General features: G+C 35.8%; 18 protein-coding genes and 1 tRNA gene. 9 read left to right on the forward strand and 10 right to left on the reverse strand.

What is annotated here, in order from left to right:
• Positions 1 to 1125, reverse strand: coding sequence for an ABC transporter permease (locus THEYE_RS08020; protein ID WP_012545052.1), 1125 nt, complete (start codon positions 1123 to 1125; stop codon positions 1 to 3).
• On the reverse strand, positions 1122 to 2255 hold the full coding sequence (locus THEYE_RS08025; RefSeq protein ID WP_012545696.1) for an ABC transporter permease: 1134 nt from the start codon (positions 2253 to 2255) through the stop codon (positions 1122 to 1124). Before THEYE_RS08025 ends, THEYE_RS08020 begins: the two co-directional genes overlap by 4 nt.
• Before the next feature lie 145 nt (positions 2256 to 2400).
• On the opposite strand from THEYE_RS08025, the gene mntA reads away from it, so the two are divergent.
• Complete coding sequence (gene mntA, locus THEYE_RS08030) at positions 2401 to 2796, forward strand: type VII toxin-antitoxin system MntA family adenylyltransferase antitoxin (RefSeq protein WP_012546076.1); 396 nt, start codon at positions 2401 to 2403, stop codon at positions 2794 to 2796.
• Positions 2789 to 3211: a type VII toxin-antitoxin system HepT family RNase toxin gene (hepT, locus tag THEYE_RS08035; RefSeq protein ID WP_012545804.1), complete on the forward strand. Its 423-nt coding sequence runs from the start codon at positions 2789 to 2791 to the stop codon at positions 3209 to 3211. Before mntA ends, hepT begins: the two co-directional genes overlap by 8 nt.
• Here hepT and THEYE_RS08040 read toward each other — a convergent pair.
• Positions 3208 to 4962, reverse strand: coding sequence for an ATP-binding cassette domain-containing protein (locus tag THEYE_RS08040; protein WP_012546649.1), 1755 nt, complete (start codon positions 4960 to 4962; stop codon positions 3208 to 3210). The two genes, hepT and THEYE_RS08040, sit on opposite strands and share 4 nt — an antisense overlap.
• A 129-nt stretch (positions 4963 to 5091) precedes the next feature.
• Positions 5092 to 6042, reverse strand: coding sequence for an HlyD family secretion protein (locus THEYE_RS08045; RefSeq protein ID WP_012545543.1), 951 nt, complete (start codon positions 6040 to 6042; stop codon positions 5092 to 5094).
• 82 nt (positions 6043 to 6124) lie between these two features.
• Between THEYE_RS08045 and THEYE_RS08050 the strand changes: the two genes are divergently transcribed.
• Positions 6125 to 6493 (forward strand): DnaJ family domain-containing protein, encoded by a 369-nt coding sequence (locus THEYE_RS08050; RefSeq protein ID WP_028842486.1) that lies wholly within the window; start codon positions 6125 to 6127, stop codon positions 6491 to 6493.
• Here the strand turns inward: THEYE_RS08050 and THEYE_RS08055 are convergent.
• Positions 6494 to 6580: transfer RNA gene (locus tag THEYE_RS08055), tRNA-Ser, on the reverse strand.
• A gap of 39 nt (positions 6581 to 6619) precedes the next feature.
• Here THEYE_RS08055 and mnmA point away from each other — a divergent pair.
• Complete coding sequence (gene mnmA, locus THEYE_RS08060; RefSeq protein WP_012545186.1) at positions 6620 to 7648, forward strand: tRNA 2-thiouridine(34) synthase MnmA; 1029 nt, start codon at positions 6620 to 6622, stop codon at positions 7646 to 7648.
• On the opposite strand, the gene argC is transcribed toward mnmA, so the two are convergent.
• The 4 genes from argC to THEYE_RS08080 all read right to left on the reverse strand — a co-directional run bounded on the left by argC (position 7623) and on the right by THEYE_RS08080 (position 10388).
• Positions 7623 to 8663, reverse strand: coding sequence for an N-acetyl-gamma-glutamyl-phosphate reductase (gene argC, locus THEYE_RS08065; RefSeq protein WP_012546077.1), 1041 nt, complete (start codon positions 8661 to 8663; stop codon positions 7623 to 7625). The genes mnmA and argC overlap by 26 nt on opposite strands.
• A 1-nt stretch (position 8664) precedes the next feature.
• Positions 8665 to 9057, reverse strand: coding sequence for a 30S ribosomal protein S9 (gene rpsI, locus THEYE_RS08070; protein WP_373920408.1), 393 nt, complete (start codon positions 9055 to 9057; stop codon positions 8665 to 8667).
• Between the two features lie 11 nt (positions 9058 to 9068).
• Complete coding sequence (gene rplM / locus THEYE_RS08075; protein ID WP_012544931.1) at positions 9069 to 9500, reverse strand: 50S ribosomal protein L13; 432 nt, start codon at positions 9498 to 9500, stop codon at positions 9069 to 9071.
• Between the two features lie 147 nt (positions 9501 to 9647).
• Positions 9648 to 10388 (reverse strand): N-acyl homoserine lactonase family protein, encoded by a 741-nt coding sequence (locus THEYE_RS08080; protein ID WP_012545445.1) that lies wholly within the window; start codon positions 10386 to 10388, stop codon positions 9648 to 9650.
• A gap of 240 nt (positions 10389 to 10628) precedes the next feature.
• Between THEYE_RS08080 and THEYE_RS08085 the strand changes: the two genes are divergently transcribed.
• Genes THEYE_RS08085 through ndk form a run of 5 tightly spaced genes read left to right on the forward strand, consistent with a single transcriptional unit; the run spans position 10629 to position 14867 of the window.
• Positions 10629 to 11411, forward strand: a complete 783-nt coding sequence (locus tag THEYE_RS08085) for an electron transfer flavoprotein subunit beta/FixA family protein (protein ID WP_012546330.1) — start codon at positions 10629 to 10631, stop codon at positions 11409 to 11411.
• Complete coding sequence (locus tag THEYE_RS08090; protein ID WP_012545166.1) at positions 11402 to 12583, forward strand: electron transfer flavoprotein subunit alpha; 1182 nt, start codon at positions 11402 to 11404, stop codon at positions 12581 to 12583. The genes THEYE_RS08085 and THEYE_RS08090 overlap by 10 nt, the downstream gene beginning before the upstream one ends.
• Positions 12580 to 13497 carry an ACP S-malonyltransferase gene (fabD, locus tag THEYE_RS08095; RefSeq protein ID WP_012546099.1) on the forward strand — a complete coding sequence of 306 codons (918 nt, stop codon included), beginning with the start codon at positions 12580 to 12582 and terminating at the stop codon, positions 13495 to 13497. The genes THEYE_RS08090 and fabD overlap by 4 nt, the downstream gene beginning before the upstream one ends.
• Positions 13498 to 13515: 18 nt before the next feature.
• Entirely contained in the window at positions 13516 to 14454 is a 939-nt protein-coding gene (gene mdh / locus THEYE_RS08100) for a malate dehydrogenase (RefSeq protein ID WP_012545039.1), read from the forward strand.
• Positions 14454 to 14867, forward strand: coding sequence for a nucleoside-diphosphate kinase (gene ndk, locus THEYE_RS08105; RefSeq protein WP_012545240.1), 414 nt, complete (start codon positions 14454 to 14456; stop codon positions 14865 to 14867). The genes mdh and ndk overlap by 1 nt, the downstream gene beginning before the upstream one ends.
• Here ndk and THEYE_RS08110 read toward each other — a convergent pair.
• Complete coding sequence (locus THEYE_RS08110; protein ID WP_164924863.1) at positions 14853 to 15440, reverse strand: NUDIX hydrolase; 588 nt, start codon at positions 15438 to 15440, stop codon at positions 14853 to 14855. The genes ndk and THEYE_RS08110 overlap by 15 nt on opposite strands.
• Positions 15441 to 15485: the final 45 nt, after the last annotated feature.

Here is a 15485-nt window from a genome sequence, read left to right on the forward strand (position 1 = left end):
TTACTTAGCAAAGGTTTTTCTGAAACGGTAAACGGAAAAACCAAATAGAATAACACCAAGAAATACAATTCCCACTATATCATGCCAAACATATTTTATTCCGTTTCCCTTAAAAAGCACACTGTAGCCGAAATCAATAAAATATCTCATTGGAGAAACAAGGCTTAAATACTGCATAATAGGCTGCATTGACTCTGGAGGTGTCCATGCACCTGAGAGCATAAGCATTGGTGTAAGAATTACAAGCATAAGCATCATTGACTGAGCAAGATTTCTCGCAACAGTTGCAATGGCTATACCTAAGGATGACATGGTGAAAACATAAAAAAGCATCACAGGATAAAACAAAAATAAACTACCTCTTATTGGAACTTTAAAAATTCCTTTAATCACGAAAAAAATGCTTAAAAAAGACAGAACCCCCACTGCAAAGATTGTAGGAGTTATCTTTGCAAAAAATATCTCCCATGTCCTGGCAGGTGTTACAAGAAGCTGCTCAATGGTTCCGTATTCCTTTTCTCTTACAAGGGCTGCTGCAGTTACAAGAAGGGAAACCATAGTGGTTACATTAAAGAATTCAAGAAGGCTCATAAACCATGCCGTTAAAATATTTGGGTTAAAATGAACCCTTGTTCTTTCATCTATAAATGGAATTTCATTGAAGAATCTATTAGTTATTCCCATTTTTCTTTCAAAAACCTCTATGGCATAGTTATATGTTATTGATGATACATAACCAACAGCCATAGTTGCTGACATAGACATAGTTCCATCAATAATTACCTGAATTTTTGCTCCTCCACTGTCAATCTTTCTTTTAAAATCAGGTGGAATTACAACAGCCATGGAGGCTTTCCCGCTGTCAAGCCAATCAATGATTTCTCTGTCAGTCTGGACAAAGGCAAGGATTTTAAAATAGGGTTTTTGAAACCTGCTAATCAGTTCTCTACTTTCAGGACTATGGCTCATGTCATAAACAATTGTTGGAAAATTTCTTACTTCCATTGATACTCCATGCCCCGCAGTATATATCATGCCTGTGAATCCCCATAGAAGAATAAAAAGTAAAACCTTATCACGCATAAGATGGGTCATCTCTTTTTTTATAAGTGAAAGAAGTCTCATCCTATTCTTTTCCTGAAAAATAGAATTGTTAAAGAATATACAAAAACAGCATAGAGAAAAAGTGACAGAAGATTAGGCAGATAGTAACTGAACCCAAGTCCTTTAAGATATACCCCTCTTACAACTCCGATAAAGTATGTTGCAGTAATAAATTTGCTCATTATTTGACCTGTAAGTGGCATGCTTGTAACTGGTGAGAAAAATCCTGAATACATAAATGAAGGTGTAATTGTGCCCAAGAATGCAATAAGCATTGCTGAAATCTGAGTCTTTGCTATCATTGATATAAATATCCCGATTCCGATTGTGCATGAAAGATAAAGCAGAGTAGCAAGGGTAAGTAAGAAAAAGTTTCCAATAAATTTTGCTTTAAAAAAAACAACTGTGATAATGAAAAGTATGATATATGTGAGAAAAGATACAGTTATGTAAGGAATTGCTTTACCAAAGACAACCTCCCATTTTTTTACAGGTGAACAGTAAAGATTAAAAATACTGCCTGACTCCTTTTCCCTAACAACAACCAATGAGGCAATCAAGACAGGGTAATACATAAGAGTTATGACAAGCATTCCAGGAAGTATAAAGTTTTTACTTTCAAGTGCTGGATTATACCAGGCTCTCATTTCAGTTTCTATTGGAAAACTTATTGACATTCCCTTCATTGAAGTATAATTTTCAAGAATTTTTTGATTGAACTGATTGTTAATTGCAGATACATATCCTTTTATTACTTCTGCACGAGATGGGAATGAGCCATCAATGAGAAACTGCACCTGAGTTTTCTGTCCGCTATAAAGTTTCCTTGAAAAATCAGGAGGTATCACTACAACAACTCTGCATTTACCTGATTGAATTAACTCATAAGCTTCATCATAACTATCTATAAGAGCATAAAACCTGAAATACTCCGAGTTTGTAAATGAGTATCTATAATCCCTGCTTAAAGCTGAACGATCAAAATCAAGAAATGTCACAGGAATGTTCTTTACATCAAGAATCAATCCATATCCCATCAGTAACATGATTACTACAGGCACAAAAAGAGCCAAACTAAGATAAAGAGGGTCACGAAGTAATTCCCTGAACTCTTTCTTAAGTATGGCAAGCAGACGTTTGGGCATTTTCATAGGTTTTAGAGTAATGAATTTTGATATAATAAATCAATTTAAATACATGAAATCCCATACTAAAATAATCATCGGGGACAGTAGAAGGATGTTTGAAATTGAGGACAGCAGTATTGATTTAGTTGGCTTATGATATACTTTAAATATGAATGCTTCAGACAGGGAAAAATTTGAGGAACTGGCAAAAAAATTCAGAATCCATTTTATCCTGCTTTTTGGCTCAAAGGCTGAAGGCAAAGATACATCTGAAAGCGACACTGATATAGCTGTATATGCAGATCATGTGCTTTCTGAGGATGAAAAAATAAATATCATCTTTGAACTTTCCTCTATCCTAAGGACTGAAAACATTGATCTTGTTGATTTAAAAACTGCTTCACCATTACTTAAAAAGAAAATTTTTGATAATTATAATGTCCTGTTTGTAAAAGATAGTTTTCTACTATATCAAGCTGAACTGTCCACTTTACATGAATATGAGGAAAGTAAAATACTCCGTGAAATATTGAATGAAAGACTTAAAGAGTTTGCCCGTGATTGATAAGGAGTTCATAAAAACAAAACTTTTTCTGATTAAATCATATTACGAGGAGCTTGAACAGATACTTTCCTTCTCTGATTCAGAAATAAAAGAGGATTTTATAAAATTGAGAGCTATAGAAAGAGTAATTCAGCTCATTGTAGATGAAATTATTGATATTAATAATCATATTGTGAGATATCACCCATTAAAATTACCCAATGACTTTCAAAGTAGTTTCTTGATTCTTGCCGAAAATAATATTCTTCCAGAGTCTTTCGCAAAAAAAATCGCACCAGTTGTTGGATTGAGAAACAGGCTTGTTCACAGATACGAAAAAATTGATCTGGATCTCCTCTTGAATTTAATCAGAAAAAATAAAGACGACTTTATTGAATATGTCAAACATATTCTGGATTTTATTCAAAAATCCTAATCTTTTTCACTCTCCTTTATATAATCAACAAAGGCTTCTTGAAGGGGAACATGACTAAGGGTGGTTTCAAACTGTTTAATCCCTGCATTTTTTAATGTCTCATTGATCTTTTGTTGGGTAACCTCAGGTTCAAAGCTTCTTATGAATATTTTACTACCATAGATTGAGATTTCTTTAAAATTTTTCGTGAGTAAATCATACACTTCCATAAATCTTTCACTCTTTATCTGAATAAGGCTTCCAGAGATTTTTTCAGAGTTTTTCTTTATTTCTTCAGGGCTTCCTTCTGCTATTACTCTTCCCCGATGCATAAGACAGAGGCTATCACAGTTTTCAGCTTCATCCATGTAGTGAGTTGAAACAATCACTGTTACATTTTTGTCTCTTGAAAGCTTAAAAATAATCTTCCAGAAACTTCTCCTTGCAACTGGGTCAACTCCGCTTGTTGGTTCATCAAGAAATAATACAGGTGGTTCATGTAAAAGTGCACAGGCAAGAGTAACTCTCTGCCTTATTCCAAGTGGTAGGTCTTTGGTTAGTCTTTCCTCAAATCCTTTCAGTCCAAGCATTTCAATTACTCCGCTGAAGTCATTATTTTTTACACTGTAAAGTCCTGCATAAAGCCTCATGTTTTCCTTTACTGTAAGGTCTCTGTAAAGAGAGAATCTCTGAGACATATAGCCGATAATACCCCAGACTTTGCTTCTGTCCTTTTTTACATCATAGCCAGCAATTTTAATTTCTCCCTCTGTTGGCTCAAGTAGTCCACACATCATCTTTATTAGAGTTGTTTTGCCTGCACCATTTGGTCCAAGAAGTCCAAGTATCTCTCCCTGCCCTACTTCTAAGTTAACTGAGTCAACCGCCTTAAACTTTCCAAATGTTTTTGTTACTGAATGGCATGAAATGATAATTTTTCCACCCTCTATGGAGATTCCTCGCAGACCCTTCGCCTGCGGCTCAGGGCTACGCTTCGCTTCGGCTCGGAATGATGAAGGATAACTAATATTCAGTTCAGCCTTTTGCTTTGCTTCTGCTACTTTCTCTATGAAAACCTTTTCCAGATTACCCAGTTCCTCAGGTCTGTCCTGAAGAAGTATCCTTCCTTCATGCATTAAAGCAATCCTGTGGCATCTCTCTGCCTCATCCATGTAGGATGTGGAAAGCAAAACAGTCACACCTCTTTGTCTTACAAGTCCGTGAATAATATTCCAGAAATCCTGCCTTGAAAGGGGGTCAACTCCTGTTGTTGGTTCATCAAGAAGAATTATGTCTGGTAGATGTAGCAGAGTACATACAAGGGCAAGCTTTTGTCTCATTCCACCAGAAAGTGCCTTTGCCTGTCTTTGAAGAAATAGAGTTAGCCTTGTTATTTCAAGTAATGTTTTTTTGTTTTTTTCAAATACCTCATCAGGAATTAGTCTAAGTCCTCTGAAAAACTCAATATTTTCCTCAATTGAAAGGGAGTCATATAGATTAAGTCCCAATCCCTGAGGCATGTAGCCGATAAGAGCTTTAACTTTCTCAGGATTTTTGGTAACATCTATGTCATTGACAAAGGCTTTGCCACCATCTGCCTTAAGCACCCCCGCTAAAATCTGTATTATTGAGGTTTTTCCAGCACCATCTGGACCAATAAGACCAAAAACTTCGCCTTTGTTAACAGAAAAAGAAACATTATCAACTGCTTTGATTTTTTTATAGCTTTTACAGAGATTTTCAACTTTTATGACAAAATTTTTCTCAATCATGTGCCACTTTTTTATTATTCTTATGGCATGAAAAACTTAAAGGATGCTCTTTTTTTGTTAGAGATTCCTCGGGACATTTAGTCCCTCGGAATGACAAAAAAGGATGTGGACATTTGCTTTTGATAAATATTATCGTGGCTTTATCCAAGGTGCGTCATCTTTCCACTTTATTACAACATCAGCAGGCATTCCTGGCTTAAGCAATCCTTCAGGATTTTCAACTGAAACTTCAACTCCAAAAACAAGTTTCACTCGCTCTTCTTTTGTTTCAACATTTTTCGGAGTAAACTCTGCTTGCTCATAAATTTTTGTGATTTTGCCATTGAAATATTTGTCAGGATAGGCATCTATATACACTCTTGCTGGTAGCCCTATCTTTAGCTTTCCTATTTCTGGTTCAGGAATATAAACCTTGACATAAAGCTTGTTTAGGTCAACCATTACATAAAGCACAGTCCCTGGATTTACAACCTCGCCAACCTCTACAGGTCTACTTAAAATCACTCCTCCAGCTGGTGAGTAAATCTTTGTCTCATTCAAATCAGCCTGAGCTTCCTTTATTCTTTGTTCAGCTGCTCTGTAGCTTGACTCTGCTTGAGTTATAGCTTTAACTGCTGCCTCAACTTCAGCCTGTGCTGATTCATACTGCATTTTAACTCTATCAAAATCGCTTTTTGAAACAAGTTCCTCTTTAAGAAGGCTACTGTAACGGTCATAATCCTTCTTTGCCTTCTCATAAGAAGCCTGAGCCTTTATAAGATTTGCTCGAGCCTGAGCAATTGAAGAATAATAAGCCTGAGCCGTCTCAACCGCATTTCTATATCTTGCTGTAAGTTGTTCGGAGTCAATCTCGCAAAGAAGTTCTTCCTGTCTGGCAGTATCTCCTTCATCTTTGTAAAGTTTAGTAATTCTACCCTGAATTTTTGGGGATATATTTGTTTCTCTGCCTTCTATTCGTCCACTTAGGATAATAAGTCCTTCTGGAAATTTGGTTGTTTTTGTTATGACTATGTAAACTAAAGAAAAAATAAAAATCAAAATAACAAAAACTATTAAGAGTTTTTTGAGATTAATTTTCACTGTTTTTATTATATAGATTGTTTTTTCGGAAATTCAATCTGATTTGACATTTATAGAGTTTTTTCTGGCATCATAAAATATGATGAATATATTTGAAAAAATTGCTGAAGAAAAAATTCGTGAAGCAATGGAACAGGGGCTATTTGATGACCTTCCAAATAAAGGAAAGCCCCTGAAATTTGAAGACATGAGCTTTGTTCCTGAAGACTTAAGACTCGCATATAAAATCCTTAAAAATGCAGGATGCATACCTCCTGAGATGGAGATAAGAAAAGAGATAATAGACTTAAAAGATTTACTCAAAACAATAGATAACGATGAGGAGAGAATTAAAAAAATCAGAGAACTCAATTTTAAACTACTCAAATTCAATATAGGCAGAAAGCGTCCCTTTTATCTTGAGGATTTTCCAGAATACGAAGACAAAATACTTCAAAAATTTATCGGATAACGGAGAGGGAGGGATTCGAACCCTCGGTGAGGTTACCCCCACAGCGGTTTTCGAGACCGCCCCAATCGTCCACTCTGGCACCTCTCCAGAAAGTTTATAATAAATTATATCACCAAAAGCTGACTTATGGAAAAAGTTCTATTAGCAATGAGTGGAGGCATTGATTCATCCGTAGCAGCCTATTTACTGAGAGAAAAGGGAATGGCTGTGGAGGGAGTTTTTTTTATTCTCTTTGATGAACCTGCAAATATTGAACTCGCAAAGCAGACAGCTAATTTCCTCAATATAAAGCTTCATATAGAGGATTTAAGAGAAAAGTTTAAAGCTGATGTAATTACACCTTTTTTTGAAGGCTATAAAAAAGGAATTACACCAAATCCCTGTGTGATATGCAATAAAAAGATAAAATTTCCCCTGCTGAAATTCTTAGCAGAAAAAGTTAAGGCGAATTACATAGCAACAGGTCATTATGCAAGAATTGTAAGAATAAACAATATTCCCCTTTTAATGAAGGGAATTGACCCCAAAAAAGACCAGTCCTATTTTCTCTATGGAATTGAAAGGACTTTGTTATCTCATATTATCTTTCCTTTGGGAGAATACACGAAATATAAGATAAGAGAAATAGCAGAAAAAGTGGGGATTCCATCAAAGGTAGCAGAAGAAAGCACAGAGGTATGCTTCCTTAGAGATAAAAGGTACTACGAAAGTATCAGACCTACAAAAGGAGGCCCAATAATTGAAATGTCTACGGGAAAAATCATAGGGCAACACAGGGGAATTCATCTCTATACTATTGGGCAAAGAAAAAGATTAGGTATTGCCTCACCCCATCCTCTTTACGTTGTCAAGATAGAGCCTTCTGAAAATGCCGTTTATGTGGATTCTAAGGAAAAGGCTTTTATGAGAGAGTTTGTTGTAAATGAGCTTAACTGGCTTTGTGATATAGAAAAAGAAGAATTTAGCTGCCAAGTAAAAATTCGCTATGCAATGAATCCAGAAAAAGCTACAGTTACCCTAATTAATAAAGACAGAGCCAATGTTGTTTTTGAAAAACCTCAATTTGCACCTACCCCTGGTCAGAGTGCAGTTTTTTATAATGGGGATATTGTTTTAGGGGGAGGAGTAATTAAGGAGATAATGCAAGGTTTTTAAGGGCTTTTGTCTCATCAATTCCGAACATGATATTCATGTTTTGAACTGCCTGCCCTGAAGCCCCTTTTACAAGGTTATCTATCGCAGAGATAAGAATTATTCTTCCTGTTCTTTGATTAACAACAACGCCTATGTAGCAGTAATTCGTGCCTTTTACATATTTTATAGCAGGAACCTGTCCCTCTGGCATAATTTTAATAAAGGGCTCATTTTGATAGGCTTCTTCCAATACTTCTATGGCTTCTTTGGTTGTGATATTTTTGTTTAATTTTCCGTAGATAGTTGATAAAATTCCTCTGTTTAATGGTAAAAGATGGGTGGTAAAATCTATTGTTATGTCTTTGCCAGAGGCAAAGCTTAACTCTTGTTCAATTTCAGGAGTGTGTCTGTGTTTTGCCACATTGTAAGCTCTAAAATCCTCATTTACTTCGCAGTAGCTTAAAGTTACCTCCGTTTTTCTCCCAGCCCCAGAAGTTCCAGATTTTGAATCCACCACTATTGTATCTAAGTTAATCAGCTCTTTTTTCAAAAAAGGATAAAGGGGTAAAATTGCGCTTGTAGGATAACAGCCAGGATTGGCAATAAGTCTCGCTTTTTTTATTTTATCCCTGTATATTTCTGGTAATCCATACACTGCTTCTTTAAGGAGTTCAGAATAGGAATGGGAAGTTTTATACCATTGTTCATAAACCTTTGAATCTTTTATCCTAAAGTCAGCAGAAAGGTCTATGACTCTTTTGTTAGCCTCTACAAGTAATGCTCCTACTTCCTGAGATTTTCCATGAGGAAGAGCAAGAAAGTAAACGTCAGCTCTATCTTTTATTTTTTCAATATGAAGGTTTTCAAATTTAAGGTTCTTATAGATAAAAAAAGCAGGGAAAAGCTCTGAAACGCTTAACCCTGCTGATTTTTCACTTGTAACACCTACTATTTCAACTTCATCATGTCCTGCAAGAATTCTCAGGAGTTCACTTCCTGTATAACCACTTCCACCACATATGAAAGCTTTAAGCATTTTATCTCTTGGAGAACTGGAATCTCTTTCTTGCCTTTGGTTGACCGTATTTCTTTCTCTCTACCTCTCTTGGGTCTCTTGTAAGAAGTCCTTCCTTTTTAAGTTTTGGCTTGAGGTCTGGATTAAGATTAACAAGAGCTCTTGCAATGCCATGCCTTATAGCACCTGCTTGCCCACTCAAACCACCACCACTTACATTAACCACTACATCATATTTACCTGTTACACCAGCTACATGAAATGGTTGATAAAGAAGCATTCTTAATGTTTCTCTTGAAAAATACTCTTCAATTGGCTTGTTATTTACTGTAATTTTACCTGAGCCTGGTAATAAAATAACTCTGGCAACTGACCTTTTTCTTCTTCCTGTGGCTAAATTCTCAGACATTCCTATCACCTCAAACTTTAACTTAATTTAAGAGGTTCAGGTTTTTGAGCAATATGAGGATGTTCCGAACCTCTGTAAACTTTTAGTTTTTTTATCATTTTTCTACCCAATCTTGTTTTAGGAAGCATACCCCAGACAGCATCAACTATAACTTCTTCAGGTTCTTTTTCAAGTCTTTCCTTTAGAGTTTCTGCTTTCAAATTACCCATGTAACCGGTATGATGATAATAAATCTTATCGGTAAGTTTTTTCCCTGTTACTTTAATTTTTTCTGCATTGATAACCACTACAAAATCACCATTGTCTACATTTGGAGTGTAGGTTGGCTTATTTTTACCCATTAAAACCTTTGCAATTCTTGAGGCAAATCTTCCCAGCGTTTGCCCATTAGCATCAAAAATAAACCAACGTCTGTTTACTTCTTCCTTTTTTACAAAAACTGTCTTCATATTTATCCCTCTCTTCAGAAAAATTATTAACCAAGACTTAAAATTATAAATTACCTTAAAAAATATTTATTTGTCAAATTTAGAACTCTTTTGTCCTTGTTTCAAGGAAAATAGCTATCTATTTGTCTAAGCCGCAGACATATTCAATTATGGAATTGTTTCAATAAAAGCATATTTTGGTTCATGAAGAGGGATTAATATATCCGCCAGTTCCTTAGTTTTCAATAAGATATCATAGGCTTCATAGGAATTCACCAGAGTTCCAGGAGGTATTACCTCCATACCCATCCCGAGTATTTTAGGTGGTGGATTAAGATTTTCCTCAATTACACAAAATCCTGTTATTAATGCCTTACCTTTTTCAGTATCTATAAGAATGGACATTCCACCTGGAGTATGGGCGGGTGCTTGAATCATTTTTATTCCAGGAAGAATCTCTGCATCTTCTTTTAAAGCAATAATCTGCTCATTGTTTTCAACTTCTGATATAAAGTCTTCGTTATATCTAAAATCAAGAGCATGAGGATTATGAATTTGTTCTAATTCTTTTTCGTGAACATAAAATCTGGCATTAATGCACTTTGAGTCATTCTCACAATGGTCATTATGTAGATGGGTATGAAGCACAATGTCAATATCTTCAGGCTTTAAGCCATATTTTGCAAGCCCTTCTTCAAAGGTGTAAACTTTGCCAATAGCTTTTTCAATTTCAGTAGAACTTCTGGGCGCGAACTCTCCTGTATCAATCAAAATATTTTTATCGCCACCCTCTATATACCATGAAAATATAGGTATTACAAAAGGTTTTCCATAATCATGCTGATAAGTCATCATACCCTTATCAAATATCTTTGCACCCATAACAATTGGATGTATTTTATAAATCATGTTTTTATACTAAATAGTTTTGATAGAATTATGTCAAGCTATTTTATACCTCAAACGACCATTGAGCTTGTTAATCTGAATTGAGTTATTTTTAAAGTTTATTTTGTCTTTTATAAAAGTTTGAAACATAGCTTAACTTTTATATCGGTAATTTTAAATTGAAAGCTATCTGATTTGTGAGGTATAATTTTAATTTAAACTTCTGTGCAGAGCTTTATCTGCCAAAAATTGGAGGTGCTAATGAGGATTATCGTATGTATTAAACAAGTTCCAGATGTTACGGAAGTAAAAATTGATCCAAAAACAAATACCCTTATAAGAGAAGGCGTTCCAAGTATTATGAATCCCTATGATTTGCATGCTATTGAAGCCGCATTAGAGCTTAAAGAAGCCACAGCTGGTAAAGTCACAGCAATAACAATGGGACCTCCTCAGGCTGAAGAGGTGCTGAGAGAAGCAATATCTATGGGTGTTGATGATGCTATTTTACTTACAGATAGAAGATTTGCGGGAGCAGATACATGGGCAACTGCTTATACCCTTTCAATGGCAGCACGAAAAATTGGTTTTGATTTAATAATATGTGGCAAACAGGCAATTGACGGTGATACTGCTCAAGTAGGACCTGAAATGGCTGAATTTCTCAATATCCCTCATGTCTCTTATGTAAGAAAGATTCATAACGTCTCCTCTCAAGAAATGATCATTGAAAGACTTATGGATGACTGTTACGAAAAAATACAGGTCTGTTTACCAGCATTGATAACAGTAGTAAAAGAATTAAACAATCCCCGCCCACCCTCAATAAGAGGTAAAATGGCAGCTAAAAAAGCTGTAATCCCAAGATGGAATGCTGATGACATTAATGCAGAGGAAGAAAAAATCGGACTTAAAGGCTCTCCCACAATGGTTAAAAATATCTTTGCTCCACCACCGAGAGGTGAGAGAAGAATTTTAGAAGGTTCTCCTGAAGAACAAGTTGATATACTTCTCAAAGAACTAAGGAGGTTAGGATGCTTATAAAAATTAACATAGAAAAATGCACAGGTTGTGCAACATGTGTAAATGTATGTCCTTTCGGAGCAATAATAATTAAAGAAGATAAAGCTTTTATTACAGAAAGCTGTACACTTTGCGGTGCCTGTGTTGAGTCATGTTCTGAAGGAGCAATTATAGATGCAAGAGATAAAGAAGTTGAAAAGCCTAAGGATTTTAAAGGTGTCTGGATATTTGCTGAACAATCACAGGGCAAGATTGCATCTGTAGCTTATGAACTTCTTGGAATAGGAAGAAAGCTTGCTGATGAACTAAAATCAGAACTCTGTGCCGTGCTTTTCGGTAATTCAGATGAAGTCCAGGAACTTATTAAATGGGGAGCAGATAAAGTTTACTATGTTAACTCTCCAGACTATATATGTCTTGATGATGAACTTTATTCAAAAACACTTGTAAAACTTGTTAATGATTATAAACCAGAAATAATGCTTGCTGGTGCCACTGCTATAGGTCGTTCATTTATTCCAAGAGTTGCAGCAAAACTAAGAGTTGGCTTAACAGCAGACTGCACAGGGCTTGAAATTGACAAAGAAACAGGGAACTTGCTCCAGATTCGTCCTGCCTTTGGCGGAAATATTATGGCAACAATTGTTTCTCCTAATAGTCGTCCTCAAATAGCAACTGTAAGACCACGAGTCATGAAACGCGGTGAGTATAATCCAGAGCGTAAAGGAGAAATAATAGAAGTAGAGCCTTTGAAACCTTCTGGAAGGATTAAAATTCTTGAAAGAGTTGAAGACACTTCTTTTTGTAAAGTTAATCTTCAGGATGCAAAAGTCATTGTCTCAGGTGGTAGAGGTATCGGTGGTCCTGAAGGATTTAAAGCACTATGGGAGCTTGCAAATCTACTTGGTGGAACAGTTGGAGCATCTCGTGCAGCGGTTGATGAAGGATGGATACCCTATGCTCATCAGGTTGGGCAAACAGGAAAAACTGTCTGTCCAAAGCTTTATATTGCCTGCGGTATTTCAGGTGCTGTTCAACATCTTGTAGGAATGCAATCCTCTGATATAATCGTAGCAATCAATAAGGACCCAAATGCTCCTATATTCAATATTGCTACCTACGGAATAGTTGGTGATGTTAAAATTATCCTGCCACTTTTGATCAAAAAGATTCAGGAAGGAGTGTCACTGTGATAGCTTTTGTTTTTCCTGGACAGGGTTCACAGTATGTTGGAATGGGGAAGGAACTTATTTCAATAGCAAAAGACTTATTTGATAAAGCAAGTGAGTTTGCTGGATTTGATATTTACAAACTCTGCAATGAAGGACCGGCTGAAGAGTTACAAAAGACAGAAAATACTCAACCAGCAATTCTTACGGTTTCATATACTTTGTTAAGAGAAACATTAAGATTTGGTATCAATCCACAGTATGTAGCAGGGCATTCTCTTGGAGAATATACAGCAGCAGTTGCAGCAAATGTTTTAGATTTTGGTGACGCAGTAAAAATTGTAAGGCAGAGAGGCTTACTGATGGCACAAGCTCAACCTGAAGGCAAAGGAGCAATGGCGGCTGTTTTAGGACTTGACAATAATATTGTTAAAGAAATTTGTAAAAATGTTACCGCAGGATATGTTGATGTAGCAAATTTTAACTGTCCAGGACAGGTTGTTATCTCAGGTGAATCAGAAGCGGTTAAAAAGGCTTCTGAGGTAGCTAAACAAAAGGGTGCAAAGAGAGTAATCATGTTGGGAGTAAGCGTGCCAAGTCATTGTTTACTTATGAAGGAAGCTTCTGAGAAATTGAAAGAGTTTATTTCCCAATTTAAATTCAATGATGCAAAAATTCCAGTTGTCACCAATGTTGATGCAAAAGAAAAATCCGGTGCTTCAGAAATTGTTGATGCTCTTATAAAACAACTTTATAGCCCTGTTTACTGGCAGGACTCTGTAAAATATATGATTTCAAAGGGAGTTAATACCTTTATAGAGATTGGACCAGGAAAAGTTTTGGCAGGACTTATAAGAAGAATTGATGAGACTGTTAAAGTTTTCAACGTAGAAAATATGAATGATTTGGAAAAAATCTTGAACAATGTTGAATTATAATAATGCGGGAGGACTAAAATGAGAAAAAAATTAGGGATTGTAGGAGCTGGCAATGTTGGTGCAACTCTTGCACTTTTTGCTGTAAATAGCGGATTAGCAGATGTTGTTCTTTATGACATTGTTGAAGGAATGCCTCAGGGTAAAGCTCTTGATATCCTGCAAAATACTGCTGTAATTGGAATCAAGGCAAATATTTCAGGGACGAACAATCTTGATGACCTTGCAGGCTCTGATATTGTTGTAATTACTGCAGGGCTTGCAAGAAAACCCGGGATGAGAAGAAAAGACCTTCTCATGGCAAATGCTGAAATTGTTGGGAATATTGTAAATAAACTTGCTCCAATCTGTCCTGATACAAATTACATAGTTGTTACTAATCCGATGGATGTAATGGCTTACGTAACAATGGTAATATCAGGCACAAAAAGACAAAAAGTTCTTGGAATGGGAGGAATTCTTGATTCATCAAGATTCAAAACATTTATCTCAATGGAATTGGGAGTATCTCCTAAGGATATAGAAACAACTGTTCTTGGAGGACATGGACTTTACATGGTTCCACTTGTAAGATTTACCACTGTAAAAGGAATTCCTCTCTCAAAATGGCTTCCACAGGACAAGATTGAATCACTTGTTCAGAGAACCCGTGAAGGAGGTGCTGAAATTGTTTCTCTTCTTAAAACAGGCTCAGCCTATTATGCTCCTGCTCAGTCCACATTTGAGATGGTCAAGGCTATATTACTTGATGAAAAAAGAATTTTGCCATGCTCAGTCTATCTTGATGGAGAATATGGTGCAAAAGATGTATTTAACGGAGTTCCTGTTGTGCTTGGCAAACAGGGACTTGAAAAAATAGTTGAGTTAGAGCTTACAGAAGAAGAAAAACAAGCCTTTGAAAACTCTACTGAAGAAGTGAAAAATATGATAAAAATTCTTAAAGAGGAGGGCAGAATATAATGGAAAAAACTCTTGTTATTATCAAACCAGATGCTGTCAAGAAAAATCTTATTGGAGAAATAATCTCAAGATTTGAAAAAAACGGATTAAGGGTTGCAGCAGTTAAAAAGATAAAAATGACAAAAGAAGAGGCAAAAGGCTTTTATATTGTTCATAAAGATAGACCATTTTACGAATCCTTAACTGATTTTATGTCTGAAGGACCGATTGTTGTAATGGTCTTGGAAGGCGAAAATGCCATAACAAAAGTAAGAAAAATTATGGGAGCAACGAATCCTGCTCAGGCAGAAGAAGGGACAATTAGGAAAGATTTTGCAGAAAACATTGAAAGAAATGCTGTGCATGGTTCTGACTCCCAACAGTCAGCAGCCTATGAGATTCCCTATTTCTTTTCTGCCTTAGAAATTCTTTAAAAAATTCGGGTCTCCTGAGAATAAGGGAGACCCTGTCAATTCCTTCAACGAATTGCTAAACCAGAAAGGCATGAATCCATAAATTGAAAGATACCTCAAAAATTCATATTTGAAGTTATCACTAAAAAAATCAAAATTCAACAATTGCTGCATTTTCTCAATGCTCCAGAAGGCAATCTCCTCAATCTCATTTTTATTGAAACTAAAAGGTCCTTCATGAACTGTGCAGTAAGTATAAACCAATTCACTTTCGTAATTGTTTGAATGAATATATGTATAAAGAAAATGAAGATTTTCTGAAACAATACCCAATTCTTCAAGCATTTCTCGTTTTGCTGCAGTGAGAATATCCTCTCCAGGCATTATATGCCCACCAACAGATGTATCCCATTTGCCTGGTGCAACATCTTTATGAGATGCCCTTTTTTGAAGAAGTAACTCGCCTTTTGAATTAAATACAAGCACATGAACTACTTTATGAAGCATTGATGGATTACCATGAATAATACTTCTTGGAGCTATAGATATAATTCTGCCGTCTCTATCAACAACTTCAAGAAATTCTTCCATCATGCTCCTTTTAAGGCATATCAATATTACAACATGCGAATATTTTAC

The organism is Thermodesulfovibrio yellowstonii DSM 11347 (assembly GCF_000020985.1).
GTDB lineage: Bacteria > Nitrospirota > Thermodesulfovibrionia > Thermodesulfovibrionales > Thermodesulfovibrionaceae > Thermodesulfovibrio > Thermodesulfovibrio yellowstonii.